Raw genomic sequence first — 25,138 nt, 5'->3', positions numbered from 1 at the left:
CTTAAATTCTATTATCTATATTGTATTCGAGTCGGTTACGACCTGCACCTTTCGCTTTATAAAGATTATCATCCGCTTTTTTCAATTCTCGCTTAAACTGATTATTGATTGACAGCAAGTTCTTATGCGTCACAAAGGCGCCACATGATATTGTAACCTTAGTTCGAATACCATCATGCTCAAATAGATTACTTTCAACTTTAGTTCGTATTCTTTCCAGTACTTCAGTCGCAATACTAATATCATCAACCGCTAAAATGACAACAAATTCTTCACCGCCAAATCGACATATCAGATCATCGTCTCTCACATTCGACTGTAAGATCACAGATAACTCTTTAATCACATAATCACCAAAGAGATGACCAAACGTATCATTTATTTTTTTGAAGTTATCTATATCAAATATTGAAACAGCCATGTAGTTACCGTTCATTTTGGTTTTTATTTTATTCTTAAAACCTCTGCGGTTAAGTAACCCTGTCATCTCATCTTCATAAGATGAAGACAACACCAAGTCATTCTTTTTTACTTCACTTCTAATCCGAAATCGTAAAAATAATAACAGCGCAGAACCAAGTACAAGAACAATATAGATATATTGATATTTAATCGCTTTATAAAATAGATGTGTAATAGAAAAATCTTTTTCTAAATAAAGCCCAGTCCGATATTCATTAATATAAAATTCAGAAGATAGGTTATTTTCACTTAATTTATTCTGACTAAAAAAGCAATCTTTACATAGAGCACCTTGTAAATCAGCCACTTTCAAATCCAAGTTCAGGTAACCAACCAAACGACTTTCTATATATAATGCAGTCGTAAAGGTCAGCATCGGAATATGAGTAACAATATCACTATATGGACCCGTGATAACAAATGCATTCTGAGGAAGGTAAGACTTACTTTCAAATTTCTTTATATAAGGTCGTTTAAATAATATGTCTTCGAAATCTTTAACCGCAATAAACTCAGCATCTGATACAAGTGATGAAATAACAAACCCTTTCTTAGAGATAAAGTAAATTGATTTCAATTTTTCAGTCGGATTATTATTTATCATTAATTGAGTGATATTTAATGCATAGCGTAAATCAAATGCGGCCTCGGAGTTATTTCGAGTACAAATTTCACTGTATGCCATCGCCATAAACGCACTGCTCGAAACCAGCTTATTACGCTCTGTAATTAAGCAGTCCCTCGCCGTGACACGAACATCATACAAATCTGCTATGTTTTGATTTATCGGTCTAAAAAGTTCTGCTGACATTTTGATAACATTAAGGTACTCGGATATGTCATCTAATTCCGATTGAATAAATGTATATTCTTGTATAAATTTTGCCTTTTCAGATTGTCGAGCTACCAATGTTAATGTGGCTAAAGTAATTAAAATAATAATCACAAATAGGTAGGAGAAGTGTTCTTTATATTGCATTTTATCTTCCAAGGCACGACATAGTGTTTTGATACTGACATTTACAAATACAAGAAACAACACAAAAAATAGCGTTATTTAGATATAGTTGAATATCGCTTCAATATATAAAAATACATAATTCTTAATACAAAAATAACCTATAAGCCGCTGATAACATATAGGCTATTTTTAGTATGACATTGTTTGTTCTATTTTAAATGGGGTCAGCTTCATTGTTAATAATTATACGATTACGGCCCATGTCTTTTGCTGTATACAGCTGCTGATCTGCCACCTTCAACGCCGATTTTAAACTCAGAGCCAAATTATCATTATTATCAACTATCGCGACACCGCCAGAGATCGTGATTCGATGACTATCGTTACCCAATTTAAAGTGATGCGCTTCAACACATTCTCGTATACGCGCTAAGATAAGCTTAGCCACACTTAAATTTTCAGTTAACAATATAATCACAAACTCTTCACCACCAAATCGACATATAAGATCATCATTACGTATATGATCCTTAAGTAAATCAGCAAGCTCTTTAATCACATAATCACCGAACATGTGCCCAAAATGGTCATTCACTGATTTAAAATGATCGATATCGATAATCGTCACTGTTCGATAGTCAGCATTTGGTAAATGCTGAACTTGCTCTGTAAAACCACGTCGATTTAACAACCCTGTTAACTCATCTAAATGCGATATATTCATGATGCGTTTATTTCGCTTAACCTGATAACTCATGTTTAACTGTGCAGAAACCAACAGTGATACCACTATGAATATACTAATATAGATATAGTTATTGATGATGCTATTAATAAATATTGAAGTGAGTGTGAACTCTTTTTCATAAAACACCCCCGTTGTTATATTATCAACCTCAAATTCCAATGAGATATTATCAATATTCATATGGCGATTGCTGAGAAAGCAGTTCTTGCATATCTTATTATTGAACATATTCGCAGGTATATCTAAATTAAGATAGCCTATTGATTCTCCATTACGATACACTTTCGATGTAAACGTTAATGTATTCTCTCCGGTGATTAAGTCATCATATGGTCCGGTAATAATAAATGAACTATCTGACAAAAATGGCTTACTTTCAAAGTTTAATATATAAGGTCGATTAAAAAGTATCTTGTCAAAATTTTCAATATTAAAATATTTAACGACTGAATCAATTGATGAAATAACAAACCCTTTCTGAGAAATAAAATAAATCGATTTCAGTTTTTTATTCGGCGTGTTATTAAGCATTAGTTTGGTTATATTTAATGCATATAATAACTCCATATGCTCTTCTGACTGTGTATTAATACAAATATCAGCATAACTTTTAGCTATAAATGTACCTAACGTATTTGTCGTGTTGTTTTGATCACCAATGATGCAGCTATCACCATTAATATCAACGTTATAGTTTTCACTTAAGGCATTCGTATCTAGGCTAATTTTACTGGCTGATAGTTTAATGATATTGAAGTGTTGCGCGATATCGTCGAGCTCTCTTTGAATAAAGTTATACGCCTTTAGGTATTTATCTTTTTCAGTTTGGCTACTCATAGATATAAGCCAAAATAGACTTACTAATACAATTATAATAAATATGTAAATTAATCTTTCATTTGATTTCATATATATACCTATACAACTTGATACATAATTGATGTTGGCATAAATAAATATTAATCACTATATAAATGTATAATTAACACAATAGAACGAAGGCTGCTATCAAAAAATAAACAATCAATAATTTATAATAAAGTATATTATATGTTGATTTAATTAGATTAATCATGGGAGATATGGAAGTAATTACTCTAGGTAAAACAAAGTATTAGTAGATGAAAAACTGAATGTAATGAATAATAAAAGCCAATTTATGTTTCCATAAATTGGCTTGACGAGTTAGCTTAGACGAATCAAGTAACCACTCATATTATACGTATTTCTTCGCGGTAAGTTCAGCTAGTCTAACAATAACTCGAACCGATTTTTCCATTCCTTCCACAGTAATAAACTCATGGATACCATGGAAATTATAGCCACCAGTAAAGACATTCGGGCACGGAAGTCCCATAAATGACAATCTAGCACCATCAGTCCCACCACGGATCGGTTTAATGTCAGGCTGAACGTCAACATCAATCATCGCTTGTTTCGCTAGATCAATAATATGTGCGTGTGGCTCAACCATTTCACGCATATTATTGTAACTATCACTGATTTTCAGTTCAATTCGCTCGCAACCAAGTACTTCGTTTAATTCAGCTACTTTTTGCTGCATGAATGCTTTACGTTCAGCCAACCCTGCCGTATCAAAATCTCGGATGATATAGCTTAGCGTTGTTTTCGCCACACTCGTCTGCATTGCATTTAGGTGATAAAAGCCTTCGTAACCTTCAGTACATTCAGGTGTTTCATCTGAAGGCATCATGGCTTGGAATTTAGCAGCCATACCCATGCTGTTCACCATTTTATCTTTCGCTGAACCAGGGTGAACATTAACGCCATGACATATTACATCGGCAGAACTAGCATTAAAGTTTTCAAATTCTAGTTCACCAACAGGACCGCCATCAATAGTGTATGCCCACTCTGCCCCAAAATCTTTTACATCGAATAGGTTTGCTCCACGACCAATCTCTTCATCCGGTGTAAAACCAATACAAATATCACCATGCTTAATTTCAGGGTTTGCCTGTAAATAAGCAATGGCAGTAATAATTTCTGCAATACCCGCTTTGTTATCTGCACCTAATAATGTAGAACCATCAGTTGTGATTAATGTATCGCCGTGTAGCTGATTTAATTCAGGATACATAGATGGCGATAAAATTTCTCCGTGACCTAAAGAAACATCACCTCCTTGATAATTCTCAACAATCTGAGGATTGACATCTTTACCAGATGCATCAGGCGCGGTGTCCATATGGGCAATAAACCCGATAGTTGGCACACTTGTGCTAATATTACTCGGTAAACGCGCAGTTAAGTAACCGTTACTATCTAGCTTGACGCTTTCAAGGTTTAATGCAATGAGCTCTTGCTGTAGTTGCTGAGCTAATACTTGTTGTCCAGATGTGCTTGGACAGGCATCAACAGTATGATCAGATTGAGTATCAAAACTTACGTAGCGCAAAAAACGTTCAATTAATGTTGTCATAAAAAAGCCTTCATGAGGTAAGTAATAATGATGTGTGGCTATTATGCTAAACAAAAGCCGATAACAACTTGTTCTTAATCATAAATAGGTATGTAATTTCAATTCAAGGATGATCTATAGCACAAAAATCTACATATTATTAAGTTACACCCAAGAGGTTTGCATGCGAAATACGACTCTTCACTGGTCTCGATTATTCCGTTACTGTCTGCTGTTTATCTTTGCATCTGTATTTTCCAGTGCTTTATTTATCATGATTTTCACCCATGATTGGCGTAATATATTTAATGTAAGAGTACAAATTGAAGCCATTGAACTGTCCTTTATTGCTGTTATTTATGTCGCGTTTCCATTTTTATTAATTCGATTTTTTTATTATTTCTATCAACTAGTTACCCACGGAAGAAAAAACGGTATTTCACTCTTCTGTTACCAAACCTTATTTAATCCATTCAATTTTTTATTCCGTCCCAGCTTACTCAATCGAAACGGCCTGACTCATCGTCGTCGTTGCATTATTACGATAATTCTGATGTTGTGTTTGTACGGATCAACTTTTGTGATGAATCAAATACCCACATAATTGAGTAAACAGTCTCTTTTAGATATTTCACCCTAAATATCACTTAAAACTTCCATTTTTATTTAATTCGCTATATCATGCTGCCAAATAATATAGTTGAATTAAACTATAGTACTTAAAATACAACAAGTTAGTGAATTATCATTTGTTTGACCACCAAATTTATAATCAATTAATAGGGAATTGTTATGTTAGGTACAGCCAACAGCAAAAATGCAACACGTGTATTACTATTAGGCTCAGGTGAACTTGGAAAAGAAGTGGCTATTGAGTTTCAACGCTTAGGAGTTGAAGTAATTGCAGTTGACCGTTATGACAATGCGCCAGCCATGCAGGTTGCACATCGCAGCCATACCATTAGCATGCTAGATGGTGTTGCATTACGACGCATTATTGAACTTGAAAAACCACACTATGTTATTCCAGAAATCGAAGCTATCGCAACAGACACCCTACTCGAATTAGAACGAGAAGGTGTTAATATCGTACCAACCGCACGTGCGACTAAACTGACGATGGATCGTGAAGGTATCCGCCTACTTGCAGCTGAAACCCTTAAACTCCCCACCTCACCTTATATCTTTACCGATAACAAAACTGAATACGAAGCTGCTGTCGCAGAAATTGGTATTCCATGTGTGATCAAACCCGTCATGAGTTCATCAGGTAAAGGCCAAAGTATTATTCGTGATGAAGACGATATAGAACAAGCTTGGAACTATGCCCAAGAAGGTGGACGAGCGGGTGCTGGCCGCATTATTATTGAAGGTTTTGTAAAATTCGATTACGAAATTACCCTACTGACTATCAGCGCTGTCGATGGTATCCATTTCTGTGATCCTATTGGTCATCGCCAACAGGATGGTGACTACCGTGAATCATGGCAGCCTCAAGTCATGTGCGACGAGGTACTGGCTAAAGCACAAGCAGTATCTGCTGCTGTAGTGAAAGAATTAGGCGGTTACGGTCTATTTGGTGTCGAACTCTTCATTCGTGGCAATGAAGTATTCTTTAGTGAAGTATCACCACGCCCACATGACACGGGTATGGTTACGCTCATCTCGCAAGATTTATCTGAATTTGCATTACATGTACGTGCAGTTCTCGGATTACCGATTACACAAATCCAACAGTTTGGTCCATCTGCATCTGCGGTTATCTTAACTGAAGGTCATTCGACTAACATTGGTTTTAATCAGTTAGCTCCCGCACTTGCGTCTGTAACAGGCAGTCAAATCCGTCTATTCGGAAAACCAGAAATCGCAGGTCAACGTCGTTTAGGTGTTGCTTTAGCACGTGGTATTAATACGATTGATGCTATTGATAAAGCAAAGAAAGTAGCAAATATCATTGAAGTGACGTTTGATTAATAATGTAAATACTTGATGCGTCTATATAAACATATTTGATCCATCGTTAAGTTAATACATTAAAAAAGGCTAACAGATTAATCTGTTAGCCTTTTTAGTTTATAACGCGCTGCATGTTATTTAACGTTTCTATCTACACCTAGCTTCTATCAATCAATCAATCAATCAATCAATCAACACTCACGTTATAAACTTAAGATGACACCTGCAAGTGATGCGCTCATTAAGTTTGCAAGTACACCAGCGAAAATAGCACGGAAACCATGACGAGAAATAAACTCGCGTCGCTCAGGTACCACACTGCCTAAACCGCCGATTAACATTGCCATGGTGCTAATATTAGCAAAACCACACAATGCAAATGTAACAATCGCAGTTGAGTGCTCACTCAGCTGGTCCTGCACTTCCATTAGCTGCATGAAAGCAACAAATTCATTCACAACAATCTTATTACCAATTAATGAACCCGCGATATTAGCTTCATTCCAAGGCACACCAATCAACCAAGCCACAGGTGCAAAGAAGTAGCCTAAAATAAGCTCAAAGCTTAACGCCACGCCAAACCAATCGCCAATTCCAGCCAACATACCATTAAGTAATGCGATAACACTGACAAACGCTAAAAGTGTTGCACCAACAGAAGCTGCAATGCTTAAACCAGACATAGCACCGTCGGCTAAGGCTTCAACAACATTGGTTGCACGTGGTATTTCAACATTGGTTACTTCATCGTGATTGTTGTCGTCTGCAGAAGGTGGGAATAACAGTTTAGCCATTAATAAGCCTGCAGGTGCAGACATGAATGAAGCTGCAATTAAGTACTTCATTTCAACACCCATCATTGAATAACCGACTAACGTGCCACCAGCAACAGAAGCAAGTCCACATGTCATCACAGCAAAGAACTGCGAGTCTGTCATGTGTTTCAAATACGGTTTAACGATTAGCGGAGCTTCAATTAAGCCCACAAAAATATTCGCTGTTGCAGACAGTGATTCAGCACGACCCGTGCCCAATAACTTCTGAATACCACCACCAATGATATTAATCACTCGAGTCATGATACCAATATGATACAAGGCTGATATTAAAGCCGAGAAAAATACAATGATACCCAATACATTAATCGCAAATACAAAACCGCCAGAGGTTAAGCCGCCAAAGATAAAGTTAATACCTTCTTGTCCATAATCAATCACTTTTGAAACAGCAAGGCTGACGCTATTTAATACTTCTTTGCCTGCTGGAAAATATAATACTAAAAGTGCAAAAGAAATCTGTAAGCCAAATGCTAGGATGACGGTACGCAATGGGATATTACGACGATCTTTTGAAAAGATAATAGCCGTTAAGAGAATTGCCATTATACCAAGTAAAGAAATCATGAGGTGAACCACTGTAAATTAAAGGATTCGGCGCATTGTAAACAGTGGTATTTTTAACAGCAACTACAATACGTTAACTGATTGTTACAGCTAAATATTACGATTTACAGTATCGTAGCTAGGTCAGTGTTTTTAAAGGGTTTAACGTATTCGCCAACCCATATTATTTCCATATGGAAAATATATTTTCACATCAAAAGATAAGTTGTCGTCATTACACTTTTATTTGTGATTTTAACGCTTTATCCCAGTACGAAGGTGCACCAATATAGTCTTTAAAGAAACTCACCGCCGCCGTAATTTTCTTAGGTAAGTGTTTACGGCTTGGGTATACCGCATAAAAACGCATAACTTGGCTTGCTTGCCACTCAGGTAACAGTTGAATCAGCTTTCCTGTTTTCAATTCATCAGTCAATAAGTAAGTCGCAAGATAGGCAATGCCCCACCCCGATATCGCCGCATCACGGATCGCTTCAGCAAGATCGACACGGTAGTTACCATTCACATTAACGTATAATTCTTCTTCGTCTTTTTTAAAAGCCCACACACCATAGTTACGTTCACGGTTTTGATATATCAAGCAATTATGTTCTTCAAGATCTTGAGGGTGAGCAGGTGCAGTATGATTAATCAGATATTCCGGTGAGGCTGCAACCACAAAACTAGTATCTGCTAACCGCTGTGCGACATAGCCCTCTGAGATATTATCTATATTCGTTAGCCATAAATCTAAACCGTCATCGATCATATTGGATTTATAATCAAACAAGCTCACTTCAACACGTAAATCAGGGTATTTTTTACGGAACTGTTCAATTGCAGGAATAATATGGATCGCACCAAATGATTGCGATACCCCTAACCGAAGAACACCAGAAACATCATCCTTTAGGTTTTCCATCATAATGTTGGCATCTTGCACCTGATTAACGACTTGAGCACAATACGTTGAAAACTGCTGCCCGGCTTCCGTTAAGGTGAAACTGCGTGTAGATCGCTGCACAAGTTTTACATTTAAATCTGCTTCTAAACTTTTTAACTGTTTACTCATATGCGAGACAGAAACGCCTAACGTATGTGCTGCAGAAGTAAAGTTACCGGTTTGTACTAGGGTATGGAAGAGAACCATTTGGCTGGCGCGGTCTTGTATCAATGGGTATACCTAATTATGTCTAATCCACGTGATCACATGGATAAGGAGAATGTTAATTTATGCAAACCAGTGTATACAAAAAAAACCAGTCATGAAAGCGATAAACAACATAGCCTGCTTACCGCTTTCATGGTTAATATCAATGATTCAAAATAGCATTCACATAACTGCGCGTATTAGCATTATGGTCAAGCATAAACTCGGCAAGCAAATTAGTCATTTTTGTCACCCCTTCTTCACCATGCTGTTCGCGAATTTCATCAATCAGCATATCGAGCTCTTTACTGCCATCAACTTCAAAGCTTGGATCACTCACTAATTTCGCAGGTACCCAGCGCTCAAGGTAATCAGCCAATTTCTCTGATTTAGCGTGTGAGTTTTTAGCGAAGACCTCTACAAATGTCGAATGAGTGTACTCAATCACTGGAGTATCAGTCGCTAGTGCTGTAAATAAGACACTACTAAAGTCGTTATTTTCATAAGCGTGCTTGGTAATAATCTCTTGAAATTCTTCGATTACTAAATGACGATTAGACAGTAGTTGAATCGCATCTACCTTGCCCTGTGGGAACCCCATCATGTCTTTAGCATTAATCCATAAGCTCGATGCTGTACTCACACCCGGTTGTAATGTTGAATGGTATGATTGGGCAATGTCACCGATGTAATGCATCCCCCACCCCATAAAGCGCCACCCCCAGTAATCATGACCAGTACTGAAAGCATATTCAGATAACGCTTTATACATATGCACACGATAATGAGGGAAAGTATCACGCAAAAACGGCGCTAACGTATATAAAACACTTGATTCATAATAAAACCCCATATGGAACGGCGCTTGTGTACTGTATTCTAACGCTGGGTTACCGAATGCTTGATTGCCAAAACCGTACTGTGTGCCGTATGCAGTATTACTGTCTTCAAATAAACCGATATCAAGGCCATTATCAGGATCGTCATTCGCCGACACCAACACTTCAATTGGCGTTACCATCTCACCCGGCTTTACTTCTACAAACGTCATCTTGTTGTAATTATCTAAGTTCGAGAATACAGCCACCTCAGATGCAGCCATGCGACGACGCCCTTGGGTATCCTGCCCTGGTAATAACTGAATATATGGATTAACACGAGCATTGGGGTTAATACGTATCGCATGAATAAAGTTTTGTACTAACGCATCATTCGGTCCATTAGCATCAAACGCCAATGCATCAGGTCGCGGTTTATAATAAGGGGTGTTTTGACGTAACCATGCTTCGTTCGTCGCTAACAGTTTTTCTAATCCCTTCGCCTCTGCTGACACAAATTCAGCCAGTGTCTCTACCTTGATAGGTGCTTGCTCTGCAACTTCAGGCATGGTTTTCAATATTGGGTAAGTAATCAAGCTATGCTCAGACCATGCATTTGCTTGACCGATAACAGCGCTGCTACACAATAATGCAGCCAAGGTGGTTTTTAGCTGACTTTTAAACATCGTCTTAATAGACATAACATTCCTTTGAAATGAGTAATCACTATGTATATAGGTAATAGCGACATAGTAATGTCTGATTATAAATGATTTATTATCGAATTATTGTATGGCGTTGTAAGTATTCTTCATATTGCGTTATCAAGCACAACTCGTATCGCATTATTAATACGCTCGGCCTTACTGATACAGCTTACCCATTAAAAAACAAATACATGTTAATTTATAAGTATTTACTTTATATATTATTATCAAATTCATATAACTGTCACATTTTTTTTATACTCTAGCGGCAATAAAAACAACTAGATTAAACATTTATAGGGATTTATGATGATTAAAAATAGTGTATTAATGCTTGCGATTTCAAGTGTATTACTGAGTGCGTGTAACAGTACGACAGATTCTATCGTGAATACGCCAGCACCGACCAAAGTTAAAAACGTCATTTTAATGATTGGTGATGGTATGGGACCTCAGCAAGTTGGCCTACTAGAAGAGTATGCACAACGAGCTCCCCTTTCTATCTACAACGAAAAGAACAATAAAACAGCTTTATCAACATTTGCAGATGCTGGTCAAATGGGTCTGTCATTAAACGCCCCTTACGGAAGCACTGGCAGCCTTGTCGTTGATTCAGCTTGTTCGGCAACGCAACTGGCAACCGGTGTTGCATCAGGCTCTGAAATGATCGGTTTAGACAATCAAGGGAATATTGTTGAAACCATCTTAGAGAAAGCCAAAGCACAAGGGAAAGCAACAGGACTGGTTTCTGATACACGTATTACTCATGCAACGCCCGCTGCATTCGCAGCTCATCAACCACACCGCTCATACGAAGCTCAAATTGCAGAACAACTTATCGCTTCAGGTAATGTCGATGTAATGCTATCAGGCGGTGCACGTTTCTTCCTACCGTCTGATATAAAAACAAACCAAGTAAACCGTAACCAAATGGCTGCATTAGGCGCACCTGATAGCGTTTATAAAAAATCAAAACGTAAAGACCAACGTAACTTGCTATTAGAAGCGAAAGATCAATACGGCTACAGTCTCGCATTTGATAAAGACCAACTTGCAGCATCAGACAGCACTAAGTTACTCGGTTTATTTGCCAACTCAGGAATGGCTGACGGTATTGCTTATACTGCCTGCACAAAAGATAACAGCTGTACACAACCCTCATTACGAGACATGACCATAAAAGCATTGGATGTACTGTCTAAAGATGAAGATGGTTTCTTCTTAATGATTGAAGGTGGTCAGATTGACTGGGCAGGTCACGTGAACGATGCAGGTTGGATGTTACATGAGTTAATCAAGTTTGATGAAGCCGTAGCCGCAGTTTATGAATGGGTAAAAGATCGTGATGACACACTTGTCGTTATCACCGCCGATCATGAAACAGGTAGCTTCGGGTTCAGTTATTCACGTAACGATTTACCTGCAGCAGAGCACTTAACGGGCAATGGCATGCAAGGTAAAGAATACAAGCCAAACTTCAACTTTGGTGCTCTTTCACAACTTGATAAACTTTACGCTCAAAGCGGTACTTTCTATGCAATGATGGATAAAGTCAATGCAGATTGGGACTTCACAGATACAACGGGCCAACAATGGGCTGATGCAATCAACAGCTACAGCGTATTTAAAGTGACAGCCGAGCAAGCAACACCAGTGAGCTTACGAGAAGAAAATGAATTCTATGTTGAAGGGCATAAATACCTTAGCGCAAAAGAATTTCCAAAGGTAAATGACTTCAAAGAGTTCTTTGTTTATGGCGATGAAGTGCACGCTAACTTAATTGGGCGAGTATTAGGCGCATCTCAAAATGTTGTTTGGGGAACGGGTACACACACAGCCGCGCCTGTACCTGTCTATGCGTTTGGCCCTGAGAATATAACGAAAAAATTCTCGACCATGCAGCACCATGTTGAGTTAAATCAAAAAATGGTTGATGCATTACTGTAAATCAATTTGATTAAAGCCAATATCAAGCTTGTTTAGGGTCAGTGCGCCTTAAACAAGCTTTGTTAATATCTGATTCTTACCTGTCTCTTTCACTTTATACAATAAACTATCGGCCATTTCATATAGCGTAAGCATATCTTTATTTGAATGCTTAATCGTCACCATCCCTAATGATATCGTCACACAACCATAACCATTATTGGCCTTGTGCGGTATACCAAGAGCTTGCACTGCAAGTCTAATATCATCGGCAAACCTCGATGCGGCAATATCATCATCTGCATAAAATAACAAGCCGAACTCTTCACCACCGAGCCGGAATATATAATCATCTGCGCGTAATAGTTTATTTTTTAACAGATTAGAAATGATGACAAGCGCATTATCACCTGCTAGATGACCATAATTATCATTAAACTGTTTAAAATTATCTATATCGATAATTGCAAAATTTAATAAGCGGTTATGACGTTCGACTACACGTAAGCTTTCCGGAAAGACAGTGCTGAATTTACGTCGATTATACAAACCTGTTAGCGGGTCCGTTAATGAACACATTTCTAATCGGCGGTTGTTCTCTTTCAATTCGCGTTTTTTATTTTTTAACTCAGATACATCAAGCATAACCCCAACAATTCCGATAATTTGTTGTTTATCATCAAGCACAGACGCTTTATAAAACGTAAATATACGGATAGAACCATCGGCACATTTCACTGATGTCTCATAGGTTTGTTTACCTGGGTTTTTAAGTAATAACAAATCTTTAGCGTGATAGATTTCAGCCAATTCAGTTGGTATAGAATCCCCTAAATCGAACAGTGATTTATTAATAATATCTTCTTTTTCTATGCCCAATATTGTCTGTGCAAATGCATCGTTACACTGTTGAAATATACCCTGTGTATTTTTATAATAAAGCGGGCTCGGAATCGCATCAACTAAGGCCTGTAATAATTGTGTCGACTTTAACCTTTCAGTTGTTATTTGGTTAGCGAGATCAAGCTGCTGCTGTAAAAGGCCCGCTTTATTTTCTAGCTCTTTGACTCGAGCTTCCAATTCCTGATTAGTTAATTTTTTGTTCATCGCACACCAAATAATAAATAAAACTGAAATAATAGGCTAACAATACCATCAGCCTTAACACTTCTATACCTATATAAAGGAATTATACCGCACCATATGCTAAATCACTTCACTCACTGCTATATTATTTCAATTCAATAAACAAAGGATCATGATCTGAAGACGAAAATACAGACTTATCTTGATTAACTTTATTCACATGCGGTGTCTTCCCTGCTGTAACCCTGCTTTCACTGGCATTAATGTGCCACACCTTCTTTGCGGCTAAATGCGGTAACAGACCAGCACTTAATAAAATATAATCCAAACGCCCGAGAGCTTGAAATGAGTAAGTCCAATTATCAGTATTATCATGAGCAAATGGATCGTGATACCCAAATCCCTTCGTCACTTTAGGATCAAGCAACTGCTGACCAAGGTAACTGTGCGCACTGCCCTGTATTTCATAATAGGCATAACGTGAGCGTTTATAATCGGTTAGCACTAAGAGTGGATCTTCTTTGGGGTAACTGTTCAAATCCCCTAATATTATCTTATGACCCGCTTGCTTGACTAACGCTTGCGCTAGTACACGAGCCGCCATGACCCGAAACTGTGCACAGTTTCCCTGTCTATCTTGCTTTGCTCTTTTCCGTGCTTTATGCCATTTATTCAGCGACTGACTGTCTTTACTGCGCGTCGCTTTTAATTGCTTTAACTTCGCCGTTCGTTGTTTATCTTCAACACATTTAGAACCTTTAGATTTAAAATGGTTCACACTAATAGTCAGTAACGGCGTATTCTTATCATCTCCGACCCTAATAAAGGTCGGCGTTAACGCAGGGCGGTGATACGCGTTACCCAAAACACTTCGTTGAATAGGCAAATTAATCACGCGAGTTTTAATTAATCTAAGTTTAGACGGCCTATATAAGCCTGCAACGGTGATGGCACCAGACCCTAAATAACGACTTCGATATAAATCTAATTGATTCGGTGTCACTATTTTATAATGTTTAGCTGGATACTGGATTCGGCTATTAACCAAACGAACTAACCGCTGGACCGCAGAGTCGTGACCAAAGCCATTATTTTCCATTTCCATCAATCCTATAAAATCAGCATCAAGTGCCACTATCGTTTCAGCTAGCTTCGTTTCTTGATGATGTAATCTAGATAATGATGTCGCCCCTCGATTACGTCTTAGTGGATTATCAGCGCCACCAGCAACAGAGTTAAAATAATTAAGTAAATTGAAACTAGCGATACGTAAATGATGATTAATACGTGGCAATAATACCTCTCGATCATTCAAATGCTCAAACTGTAACTTCGAGGCAGGTTCTTTAATCAGTAACCTAAATTCACCATAACTAAATTGTAAAATACCAACAACATCAGTCACTCGGTCATTAACCCGAATAGATGCAAGTTCATGTATTAAGCTTTGCTTGTCTGATAACTGTAAGTACAAACGTCGTTGCTTGTTTTCAAGAGCATGCTGGTCGGCTAAAATACTGCCAGGGAAAGATCCGCTATTCGGATGAATATTAATGTGCTTATGAGTTAAAATCATATTATAGCGTCGCCAACGTCGATCATAATGCAGCGGCTTAGTAACACGCATATCGGTAATACTCGCCAAACGTACACGCATACCTTCATATCGTTCCAGTGTTTCACGAAAGTTAGCATCTGCTGTTGCAACTAATATGTCAGTTGGCGCGATCGCCTTTGCACTACCCTGTATTATTATCGTCTCAATCGGATCGAGTTGTGTCATGCCGTAGTGCTCTTCAACGACGCCAGTCACACACACCCGTGTATTTGGTTTAATATTTTCAATCATGGGGGTTCGAACAAAAATGCCCGTTGACGCTAAAGGCAACAACGACCGAGTGGTTTGTTGCATAAAGAAACCTGCATTACGCCCCCGCTGCCACTTTGTTACCACCCCTTTAACCGTGAATGATTGCTCACTCCGATAACTGCGACTACCTTTTTTAACAACATAAGGCGAGCGATGCCCTTCTCCTTGTAATTGACTAATCAAATGAGGCTCACTAGTACATGGCATACTGTCGTCATTAGTGTTGTTAATGCTCAATAATTCATTTGCATACAGTCGATTGAACAATAAAATAACGGTGATCGTGCATGTTAATAAACGACCTAGCATTCTACGAACTTCTGCTTTAAACTCATCCCAACCAATCCTTTCATTAGACCCCGCGTCTTGCGTTGTATGAGTGTAGTTATTATGGATATAAAATCGCTTACTTCAGAACAAAGAAATTTGGCAAGTGCTAACCTAGATCAACTTTCAACATTAGAACTTGTTAAGCTTTTCAACAAAGAAGATGAAAAAGTCAGTCAAGCCATCAAACTCGAATTACCGCTTATCGCCGCTGCCATTGATATTATTGCCCATGCATTCCAGCAAAATGGACGATTGATTTATATTGGCGCAGGTACATCTGGTCGACTGGGTGTATTAGACGCATCAGAATGCCCTCCTACCTTTGGCGTTGGCCACCAGCAAGTACAAGGAATTATTGCAGGGGGTGAAGCAGCTATGTTTAAAGCACAAGAAGGAGCTGAAGACGATTTAGATGCTGCACAAGTTGATTTAAACCAAATTCAATTAACAGCAAAAGACGTTGTTGTTGGTATTGCAGCGTCAGGTCGAACACCCTACGTTATCGGTGGTCTAAACTTTGCGAACAAACTCGGCTGTAAAACGATTGCGATTAGCTGTAATAATGACTCACCGATTTCTGTTATTGCGAAAATTGCAATTACGCCCGTTGTAGGCCCAGAAGTATTAACTGGCTCAAGCCGTATGAAAGCGGGTACAGCGCAAAAACTCGTACTTAATATGCTCAGTACAGGGGCAATGGTACGTACCGGTAAAGTTTACCAAAATTTAATGGTGGACGTAAAAACCTCTAATGAAAAACTTATAACCCGTAGTGAGAACATCATTATGGATGTCACCGGTGTAGAACGAGAGCAAGCACAAACCTTATTAATAAAAGCAAACCAACATGTGAAGTCGGCTATTCTTATGGAGTTAAACGGTGTTGATTATGATACCGCACAGCAACAACTAGCTGATAGCCAAGGGTTCTTACGACAGGCTTTAACAATTTAAATTAATACTGACATTCCCCAATCTGAAAGGTTTACTTTGCCTTTCAGCGTACTCAATGAGACTAAAGATATGACAGAACTACAAATAACAGACATCATCATCGGTGAAGGTAAAGAAGCGGTTAAAGGTGCTTTGATCATGACCCAATACCGTGGATTCTTAAATGACGGTACGCAATTCGATTCATCTTATGACCGTGGTAAACCTTTTCAGTGTGTGATTGGAACAGGCCGTGTTATTAAAGGTTGGGATCAAGGCATCATGGGCATGAAAGTTGGCGGCAAGCGTAAATTATTCGTGCCTTCAGAATTGGCTTATGGCGAACGTCAAATGGGCTCTGTGATCCCTGCGCATTCAGATTTAAGCTTTGAAATTGAATTACTTGAAGTACTGACTCGCGACGATTAATTCTCAGGTCAATAAAAAAGACATTCATAATCGTTAATCTCACGTTATGAATGTCTTATACTGTTAGCCATGCTCTGTGTTCAATTCGAAATTCAGAATTAATTCACTATTAAGCAGCTGGTAATAACTTTTTCAGCAAGTTTTCACACTGCGCTTTGTTCATTAACTTAGGCACAGGGTAATCACAATACGCTTCTCTCACTGCACGCTTTGCCAACGCTGGAATATCACTTTCTTTAAGTGCTGGTATATCAGATTGAATATTCAATGCTTTGTTTAATGCTTTAACACCTGCAACAAATTTATGTGCAGCTTCAATTTGCGTATCATCGTTTGTCGCTAACCCTGCTGCAATTGCAAGTTCTGCATATCGACACAATGCATTCTCAAACGAAAATTCTAATATATGCGGTAAGATGATCGCGTTAGCCAATCCGTGAGGCACATGGTAATAACCGCCCATCTGATGGGCAATCGCATGTACATAACCAATTGATGCACGTGTAAAGGCAACACCGGCATTGAAACTCGCTACCGACATTTGACGCCTTGCTTCTAAATCACTGCCGTCTGCATAAGCTTTTGGCAAGTAAGCAAAAATACGTTTAACCGCATCATAACCATATGCTTTTGTTTGCTCAGTTGCATGATAACCAATATAAGATTCAACCGCGTGCGTTAATGCATCAATACCGGTTTCAGCCGTAATTTTAGCCGGTAAACCTTTCATCAATAATGGGTCAAGAATAGCAACTGCAGGTACCAGACTTGGATCTACGATAGTAAATTTCTGCTTTTTATCAGGGTCAGTCACAACAGCAACAACTGTCGCCTCTGAGCCAGTACCAGCTGTCGTTGGAATAGCTATAAATGGTGGTAACGCTTTACGTACACGTAATAAACCAACAAGTTTTCTCGCTTCCACATTTTTAACCGCAGAGGCAGCAATACCTTTCGCGCAATCCATCGGTGAACCGCCACCTAATGCGATCACACTATCACAACCATTTTGTTTATACTGTTGTAGACCGTTACCAATCAATTGTAATGTAGGATCTGGAGTCACTTCATCAAACAAAACATAAGCAATATTTGCTTCATCTAACGCATCAGTTAAATGTTTAGCAATACCTAATTTAACAAGCATCGCATCAGTTACAATTAACGGCTTAGCACCACCAATTTCTTTCAGTACAGCTGCAGTTTGTGTAATTGCACCTTCACCTTCAATAAGTTTAGGTAGCGGAATCGGTACTAACTTATTTACTTGCCCGCGTATTTGTATAACTGTTTGATGTAACATAACTTTTCCATTTCTATTGATACGTCGTAAAAATTAACACGATTGTTTTTTCAGTTTACACCAGGTAATTAAAGTAATAGTACTAATTTCGTATTAAAAAAACTCAATAACAATAATTGATTAAATTTAAGATAGTTACATTATAGATACTTATGAATTGGCTTTATTATCATTATCCGCCAATAGCAAGTTACAACCTTTACTATCACACTCTTCGCTATACATACCAAACTGTGAACACTCAGATGACAAGGCGTTAACTGTTGTAGTCGTAGTTGAACTGGTAGTCGCCACATCAACAAGTTTATCTGCCAGCATTTGATCACGATGGGTTTTACATTCTTTTTGTTTTATCAGCTTAAATGCCAATAGAATAGATGCAATACCAAAGAAAACAGAGCCAAGCGCCTGGCCAATTAATATCCCCTTCACGCCCGCAAGTTCAGCACCAACCAATACAAATGGGATCGTACCGAGTGTCGCTTTGCCCATATTAAACCACGTTGAGTATTTAGGTTTACCTAGGTTATTAAAGCTGGCATTTGCAATAAACATCATACCATTAAAAATAAACGTCAAGGCTAACAAACGACAAAATAAGGTAACAACTTCAATCGCATCACCCGTCAAATTAAAACCACTAATCAAGTAATCTTCGATTAAAAATAGGATTAACGAAACAATGACCACATAGCCACAACAAAACCACAGCGCGTCTTTGAGACTCTGTCGCACTCGAGGAATGAGCTTTGCGCCATAGTTCTGCCCTAAAATAGGCCCAATCGCACCAGACAACGCAAAGATCATACCAAAGGCAACAGGAAGAATACGGTTAATCGTGGCATAACCCGCCATAAAACTATCACCAAACTCAGCAATACTACGCGTCACAAACGCATTACCGATTGGCGTGGCAATATTGGTTAGCATGGCCGGTAACGCAATCGCCATAATAAAAGGCAATTGTGCTTTAAAGCTGTCACTGTACCAACTACCTAATAGTTTATGCTTTGAATACACCCCATAAAATGACAACGCAAACACAGCACAACGCGATAGCACACTCGCAATAGCGGCGCCTTCAATACCCATTCCTAATGTAAAAATAAAAATAGGGTCGAGTATCGCATTAACCAAACCACCGCCAATGGTCGAGAGCATCGATAATTTACCATCACCGACGGCACGTAAACTCGCACCTAGAGACATCGCCACAGACATCAGCGGCATAGAAGGCACTAGAATTTGTAAGTACACTGTACCTAATCGTAACGTTTCGCCTTTAGCACCTAACAATGCCAGCAACTCTGCAATGTTAAACCAAGTCAACAGCATGATAATAAGGGAGACAAAAATAGTCACGACACTGATATTCGTCACATACGATCGCGCACTGTCACGTTTACCCTGCCCTAAAGCTTTAGAAACTAGCGCGCCCATTGCAATGGATAAACCAATCGATATCGAGGTAGTAAAAAAGGCAACAGTACCCGCATAACCAACCGCAGCTGCTAAGTGTTGCTCGCCAAGTAAGCTTAGGTAAAACAGATCAAGTAGATCGACAAGAAATAAGCAGGTTAAACCAATCGCCCCCGTCGAGCTCATATAGATAATATGAGACAAAGTAGAGCCTTGCGTAAATTTAGCAGTAGTCATAGAAAATCAGAATAATTAGGAGGAATAGATACTATTAGTAACACTGCGCGCGATGTATCGCAATACAGAAAGCAAAAAGCCGGAACTTAAATGAATAAGTTCCGGCTTCTCTATATAGATGGCGGAGGAGGAGAGATTTGAACTCTCGAGGAGCTATTAACCCCTGCTGGTTTTCAAGACCAGTGCATTCGGCCACTCTGCCACCCCTCCGCAGCAATGGAGCGAATAATATAGAAGCTGAGTGACGTTGTAAATACATAAATCACATAATATATCTCTGCCGTTGCCATTTAAAACAAAGTGTTCACGAATTACGCTTATGTGCCATTTTCATTCCTCTACTCGTGGTTATATCCACCTAGAAATAACTACGACTCAGTATATTTACTGTCTATTAGTCATCTTATCCGTATAATGTCGAGATTACTCCTAATACAATGAGATTTCCCATGAAAGAAACAAATCCGATTTTAGCTAAATTCTTTGCAGACGCAAAACCAAGCCAACAAGTTTGGGGCTTACAAGACAAATCAGGTGAAGATTGGGTTGTTTGTGACTCGGTTAATTTTGAAGACACTGATGCAATGCCACTTTGGTCAACTGAAGCGCTAGCACAAGTACATTGCAGCGATGAGTGGAGCGAATTCAAACCAACAGCTATCTCTGTTTCCGACCTTCTTGAATTTTGGATCGAAGATCTAAACGAAGACAACGTGATTGTTGGTCTTAACTGGGAAGCTGAAGGCGAATGTGCTGAACTTGAATTAAACGAATTCACACAATCAGTAGTTGCTATCGAAGCACTTTAATTCTTTATCGCTATTAGTACATATAAAGAACTAAATAGCGTGCTCAACTGAGATACGTTGAGCACGCTTACTTATAAAAGTAATTATTTAAACCACTGATTGCATAAACATACACATTAAAAAAGACCGTTTATTATAACCCTCTCTAATTCCGAATCCTGTCATTGAAAATTCAATACGTTCTGCTTATGATGGCTACCTAATAGGTATGCGATTAAGTCATTCCTAACAAAACATAATCTAACAATAAAGTGAGTATCTTATGAGATTTTCAGGGTTTGTTTTATCCGCAATAGTGCTAGCGAGTTCTGTATCGTACAGCAATGATGTATCTGCCGCTCGCATCTCAGACAATGGTATTTGTAAAGCTGCACTAGCACTGACTTTAAACAAATCACCAAAAGCAATCAATGCCGTTGGTCTTAAAGGCCCGACCGTCTTGTTATCGCTTAAAAGCATGAATAAGGATAAGTGGGAATACAGCTGCCGTGTTAATAAAAAGACGGTTGACCTTGACGCACGAAAACGCCGTATGGATGCCTTTGTTGATGGTGTGATCACATATGATGTATTACGTGGAAAGCAAAAAGTTGCTGTAACACGAGACAAGAAAGCCACAGGCGTGACACGTAAAACATATCGCTTTGAAGAACTAAGATAGCCTACATTCAAAGACTGCTAACAGTTCGCGATCCTGTTGATATACCCAAGCACTTTATGTGATTGGGTATTTTTTTACTGAGAACTAAAACTGAGTCACTTAAAATAAGTTAAACATTGACCAATCACTCAGCCTTTCGATCGTACTTGTTATTTCAGGTGTTAAATACCAAAGCGCCCCCACCGCAGTTACCATCGCTAAGGTTAATAAAATATTGTCAAAGTCTGCTATTTTTAACGCGGTACCAAATGATCGTTTAATCTTAATATTCCTTAAATCAACACTGTATACTTCATCTAGTGTTAAATGTATTAATCCACCTAAAAAGATAAACCCACCAGATAACCACGCAATCATATCGGCATTACTTGAATTGATACTATCAACACTCGAAATTATTTGAGTCGTTGCCAGCCCACATAACACAAGAAATAACAAAGAGTGACAGCTACCTCTATGCACTGTTAGACGTTCAAAAATAGCCCTTAACCCATACTTCATTAACCCATAAGTAACAACTGGCACCGCAATCACTTCTAAAAAGCTCAAGTCCCTAAAATCATCACCAGAAATATACCGCATAATAAAAATTATCACAGTAAAGGCAAAGATATTAAAAATCGTATCCAATGAGGTCGAGTTGTCAGAGTCAATATCAGGTAATAATCCTCCGATTGTGCCTAAAAACCAAAGCCAGATAGCAGTATTGAGCTCAACATGACCCGCAGCAACTAAGCTGGCAGAAGAAACCCCTGTTAATAATGCAGCCACATTCAGGTGTGTATTAAAATTTGCCATGTTATCTTTCATAATAGAGTTTAATGCTGCTATTATATGATAAATAAGAATTAATTAATCATTAGATTGGAACTAATATGTTTAAACTTTTCGCTATCATTTTTATTGGTCTGGGTATTTATATTGGTGTGAATTACACAGATGAAATAAATAGCTTTGTAGAAACGGATACATTTGAACAAGTACAAGAAAAACTTGTTGATGGTAAAGACAAGCTTGTAGAAAAACTAGAAGAAATTAAAGACTAATCTAAGCGCAATATGCCCCTATTTCAATAAGGGCATTGGCTAAATGGGTCAACATCAATAACATGACCCATTGTATTCTATTTACTGTATATACAAGATGTTATTTGTTTAACACAAATTCTTCAATGACTAACGCGACACCGTCATCATTATGACCGGCAGTAATATGATTCGCGATAGCTTTAATATCATCGCTCGCATTATCCATCGCGACACCTAATCCTGCGTATTCCAGCATCTGCTTATCATTACCCGCATCACCCATGCAGATCACTTCATCTGCGTGAATACCAAACTGCTCTGCAATCGCTTTAACACCAATACCTTTATGGCTATCAGTATGTAAGAACTCTAAAAAGAAAGGTGCGCTTTGCAAGATATTATATTGTTGATAGATTGATGCAGGTAGTTTTGCGATAGCAGCTGTTAACGTCTCAGGCTCATCTATCATCATTACTTTTAGCATGCCTTCATCATCACTCAACGTACTAAAATCAACTTCGGTAATGCTCAATCCGTTAATTTTAGCTTCATGATCAGTATAGTAATTATGCTTAGGAGTAATTAAACCAGCCTTCAGTGAGAACGCATGAACGTGTACACCCAGTTTATCAGCCAAGTTAGCCAGATTTTTGGCATCTGCACCCGTTATCGTTTGACTACGTAACAACTGCTTGTCTGCAACTTGATAGACAAGGCTGCCATTATAACAAGCAACATAATCATCTTTACCTGTCATACCGAGTTCTTCCAAAGCCCAAGTCATGCCTTCTAATGGGCGACCAGAGGCAAGAACAACACGCGTACCCTGCGCTATTGCAGCTAAAATAGCTTTCTTGTTACGTGGTGAAATCATACCTTGAGAATTGAGTAAAGTACCATCCATATCTAACGCGACTAATTTATACATATATCCTCAGGAAATTTAATGAATAACTCGTGGTTATATTACAACAAAGGGTTGTCACGTTCAGCTTGGGATGAGTAATTAATCGAACCCATCACACTTTTATGTAATTAACAGACATAAAAAAGCGACAGTACTGAGGAACCTCAATACTGCCGCTTTACATTTAAACTAAGTCAAAACAGGTTTAACCCAATCGTATCGATTACATCGCGATTGCGAAAACAGCACCTAGAATAACAACTGCACCCAGTAATAATAGTGGGTTAAATTTACGCAATTGTTTCGCTTTCGCTTTAACTTCAGCACTGTGTATACGCTTGAACTGTCCTGCAACTGCGCTGATGTTAGCATCAATCACTGCTACCGATTCATCACATTCAGCGTCGTCATTACATGGAACGTCTTCTGTTACTAATGCAAAGTCACCGCTAAATGAATGCATAGTGACATCTTCGCCACCTTCAGAAAAAGTTACTTTTTCCACATTCGTATTTAGGATCGCATTACAGCCGATATCAGCGGCTAATTGCTTAATGTGACTACGACCTTCATTTTGATCTTTAAAGAAACGTGTGCTCAATGTATGTCTTGCTACAACATGTCCATATCTTGGTTGATTGCTCTTCGCAGTGAAGAAAGCAACTAACTGTTTTTTGAAATTGACGTCAGGTACATGCACTTGTTTTGCTGCAAGGCCTTTTGGTGTTTCTGTTGGTTCGAACTCAACAACAACATCCTTTACCAATTTGCATTCATTGGCTTTATCGAGCAAGCTCGATACATGTAAGAAATAACTCTCGCCATCATCGCCACAAATAAAACCAAACTTCTTTGCAGAAATGTACGATATAATTTTTCCTTTCACTTAACTTAGCTCCTTTAATATCTAAGTAGAGCTTAATTAGCCCAATTCTTTAATTGTTTTTTTAACTTTCTTTAAAGCCATTTTCTTTTTCAACGGCGATAGGTAGTCAATGAAAAGCGTACCTTTAAGATGATCTATCTCGTGTTGCATAGCAATCGCTAAGAAATCATCATCATTAATTTCTATTGCTTTCCCTTCACGATCTAACGCTGTTACTTTTACTTTAGTGTAACGAGCAACATCTGCATAATAACCAGGAATTGATAAACACCCTTCTTGGCCTGATTCAATGTTTGAACCTTCAACAACAACAGGGTTAATTAAAACCAATGGTTCATTACGCCCTTCTGAAATATCAATAACGACAACGGCTTCTTTACGACCAACTTGCGTTGAAGCAAGACCAATACCGTCGTCAGTCTTGTACATTGTATCAAGCATGTCATCAATCAATGTTTGAACTGTACTTACATCCGATACTTGTTCAGCTGGTATCTCTAATAATTTGTTTGGTGCCGTAAGAATAGTTAATACTGCCATATGTCTTTGAATCCCAGTTTTGTTAATTTATTACAAGTGCGCTTATTCGAAGCGCCGCATTATAGCTTACAATGGGGTTTAGTTTCTAGTTGATAAATTGCGATAACGAAGAGATATTTGAAACTTATGTATATTTATTTCATATAGATGGGAAATAAGTACATTAAC

The 25,138-nt window shown here is 38.3% G+C and carries 21 protein-coding genes and 1 tRNA gene; 7 read left to right on the top strand and 15 right to left on the bottom strand.

Annotation, left to right across the window (positions count from 1 at the left end):
• Nucleotide 1 precedes the first annotated feature (1 nt).
• The 3 genes from HWV00_RS09060 to pepT all read right to left on the bottom strand — a co-directional run bounded on the left by HWV00_RS09060 (nt 2) and on the right by pepT (nt 4,614).
• A complete protein-coding gene (locus tag HWV00_RS09060) occupies nt 2–1,441 on the bottom strand; it encodes a diguanylate cyclase (RefSeq protein WP_211685762.1) in 1,440 nt (479 codons plus the stop codon).
• Between the two features lie 196 nt (nt 1,442–1,637).
• A complete protein-coding gene (locus HWV00_RS09055) occupies nt 1,638–3,008 on the bottom strand; it encodes a diguanylate cyclase (protein ID WP_211685760.1) in 1,371 nt (456 codons plus the stop codon).
• A 379-nt stretch (nt 3,009–3,387) separates the two neighbouring features.
• Entirely contained in the window at nt 3,388–4,614 is a 1,227-nt protein-coding gene (pepT, locus tag HWV00_RS09050) for a peptidase T (RefSeq protein WP_211685757.1), read from the bottom strand.
• Between the two features lie 771 nt (nt 4,615–5,385).
• Between pepT and purT the strand changes: the two genes are divergently transcribed.
• A complete protein-coding gene (gene purT / locus HWV00_RS09045; RefSeq protein WP_211685756.1) occupies nt 5,386–6,567 on the top strand; it encodes a formate-dependent phosphoribosylglycinamide formyltransferase in 1,182 nt (393 codons plus the stop codon).
• Nucleotides 6,568–6,752: 185 nt separating this feature from the next.
• On the opposite strand, the gene HWV00_RS09040 is transcribed toward purT, so the two are convergent.
• The 3 genes from HWV00_RS09040 to HWV00_RS09030 all read right to left on the bottom strand — a co-directional run bounded on the left by HWV00_RS09040 (nt 6,753) and on the right by HWV00_RS09030 (nt 10,600).
• Complete coding sequence (locus HWV00_RS09040) at nt 6,753–7,952, bottom strand: NupC/NupG family nucleoside CNT transporter (RefSeq protein ID WP_211685755.1); 1,200 nt, start codon at nt 7,950–7,952, stop codon at nt 6,753–6,755.
• Nucleotides 7,953–8,166: 214 nt separating this feature from the next.
• On the bottom strand, nt 8,167–9,105 hold the full coding sequence (locus tag HWV00_RS09035; protein ID WP_211685754.1) for a LysR family transcriptional regulator: 939 nt from the start codon (nt 9,103–9,105) through the stop codon (nt 8,167–8,169).
• A gap of 139 nt (nt 9,106–9,244) precedes the next feature.
• Nucleotides 9,245–10,600, bottom strand: coding sequence for a hypothetical protein (locus HWV00_RS09030; RefSeq protein ID WP_211685753.1), 1,356 nt, complete (start codon nt 10,598–10,600; stop codon nt 9,245–9,247).
• Nucleotides 10,601–10,915: 315 nt separating this feature from the next.
• On the opposite strand from HWV00_RS09030, the gene HWV00_RS09025 reads away from it, so the two are divergent.
• Nucleotides 10,916–12,553, top strand: coding sequence for an alkaline phosphatase (locus HWV00_RS09025; RefSeq protein ID WP_211686468.1), 1,638 nt, complete (start codon nt 10,916–10,918; stop codon nt 12,551–12,553).
• A gap of 48 nt (nt 12,554–12,601) precedes the next feature.
• Here HWV00_RS09025 and HWV00_RS09020 read toward each other — a convergent pair whose 3' ends face one another.
• A complete protein-coding gene (locus tag HWV00_RS09020; RefSeq protein WP_211685752.1) occupies nt 12,602–13,639 on the bottom strand; it encodes a GGDEF domain-containing protein in 1,038 nt (345 codons plus the stop codon).
• Nucleotides 13,640–13,763: 124 nt separating this feature from the next.
• Nucleotides 13,764–15,797 carry an ExeM/NucH family extracellular endonuclease gene (locus tag HWV00_RS09015; protein WP_211685751.1) on the bottom strand — a complete coding sequence of 678 codons (2,034 nt, stop codon included), beginning with the start codon at nt 15,795–15,797 and terminating at the stop codon, nt 13,764–13,766.
• 81 nt (nt 15,798–15,878) lie between these two features.
• On the opposite strand from HWV00_RS09015, the gene murQ reads away from it, so the two are divergent.
• Nucleotides 15,879–16,772 carry an N-acetylmuramic acid 6-phosphate etherase gene (gene murQ, locus HWV00_RS09010; RefSeq protein WP_211685750.1) on the top strand — a complete coding sequence of 298 codons (894 nt, stop codon included), beginning with the start codon at nt 15,879–15,881 and terminating at the stop codon, nt 16,770–16,772.
• 69 nt (nt 16,773–16,841) lie between these two features.
• The gene (locus HWV00_RS09005) at nt 16,842–17,180 is read left to right on the top strand and encodes an FKBP-type peptidyl-prolyl cis-trans isomerase (RefSeq protein WP_211685749.1); all 339 of its coding nucleotides are present in this window, start codon (nt 16,842–16,844) and stop codon (nt 17,178–17,180) included.
• Nucleotides 17,181–17,289: 109 nt separating this feature from the next.
• Here HWV00_RS09005 and HWV00_RS09000 read toward each other — a convergent pair whose 3' ends face one another.
• From HWV00_RS09000 to HWV00_RS08990, 3 genes are all read right to left on the bottom strand, one after another.
• Entirely contained in the window at nt 17,290–18,483 is a 1,194-nt protein-coding gene (locus HWV00_RS09000; RefSeq protein WP_211685748.1) for an iron-containing alcohol dehydrogenase, read from the bottom strand.
• Between the two features lie 150 nt (nt 18,484–18,633).
• A complete protein-coding gene (locus HWV00_RS08995) occupies nt 18,634–20,139 on the bottom strand; it encodes an MATE family efflux transporter (RefSeq protein WP_211685747.1) in 1,506 nt (501 codons plus the stop codon).
• A 119-nt stretch (nt 20,140–20,258) separates the two neighbouring features.
• A tRNA-Ser gene (locus HWV00_RS08990) sits at nt 20,259–20,349 on the bottom strand.
• A gap of 239 nt (nt 20,350–20,588) precedes the next feature.
• On the opposite strand from HWV00_RS08990, the gene HWV00_RS08985 reads away from it, so the two are divergent.
• Together HWV00_RS08985 and HWV00_RS08980 are read left to right on the top strand one after the other, a co-directional pair.
• Entirely contained in the window at nt 20,589–20,948 is a 360-nt protein-coding gene (locus HWV00_RS08985; RefSeq protein ID WP_211685746.1) for a DUF2750 domain-containing protein, read from the top strand.
• 262 nt (nt 20,949–21,210) lie between these two features.
• On the top strand, nt 21,211–21,609 hold the full coding sequence (locus HWV00_RS08980) for a hypothetical protein (RefSeq protein WP_211685745.1): 399 nt from the start codon (nt 21,211–21,213) through the stop codon (nt 21,607–21,609).
• Nucleotides 21,610–21,708: 99 nt separating this feature from the next.
• On the opposite strand, the gene HWV00_RS08975 is transcribed toward HWV00_RS08980, so the two are convergent.
• Nucleotides 21,709–22,407, bottom strand: coding sequence for a metal-dependent hydrolase (locus HWV00_RS08975; protein ID WP_211685744.1), 699 nt, complete (start codon nt 22,405–22,407; stop codon nt 21,709–21,711).
• A 77-nt stretch (nt 22,408–22,484) separates the two neighbouring features.
• Between HWV00_RS08975 and HWV00_RS08970 the strand changes: the two genes are divergently transcribed.
• Complete coding sequence (locus HWV00_RS08970; RefSeq protein WP_211685743.1) at nt 22,485–22,655, top strand: hypothetical protein; 171 nt, start codon at nt 22,485–22,487, stop codon at nt 22,653–22,655.
• 100 nt (nt 22,656–22,755) lie between these two features.
• Here HWV00_RS08970 and HWV00_RS08965 read toward each other — a convergent pair whose 3' ends face one another.
• From HWV00_RS08965 to def, 3 genes are all read right to left on the bottom strand, one after another.
• Entirely contained in the window at nt 22,756–23,565 is an 810-nt protein-coding gene (locus tag HWV00_RS08965; RefSeq protein ID WP_211685742.1) for a Cof-type HAD-IIB family hydrolase, read from the bottom strand.
• Between the two features lie 202 nt (nt 23,566–23,767).
• Nucleotides 23,768–24,430: a cold-shock protein gene (locus tag HWV00_RS08960; RefSeq protein WP_211685741.1), complete on the bottom strand. Its 663-nt coding sequence runs from the start codon at nt 24,428–24,430 to the stop codon at nt 23,768–23,770.
• A 36-nt stretch (nt 24,431–24,466) separates the two neighbouring features.
• On the bottom strand, nt 24,467–24,970 hold the full coding sequence (gene def, locus HWV00_RS08955; protein WP_211685740.1) for a peptide deformylase: 504 nt from the start codon (nt 24,968–24,970) through the stop codon (nt 24,467–24,469).
• Between the last annotated feature and the right edge of the window lie 168 nt (nt 24,971–25,138).

The organism is Moritella sp. 24 (genome assembly GCF_018219155.1).
Classification (GTDB): Bacteria; Pseudomonadota; Gammaproteobacteria; order Enterobacterales; family Moritellaceae; genus Moritella.
The sequence above is the reverse complement of the archived record's forward strand: the minus strand, read 5'-3'. Positions and strand labels throughout refer to the sequence as shown.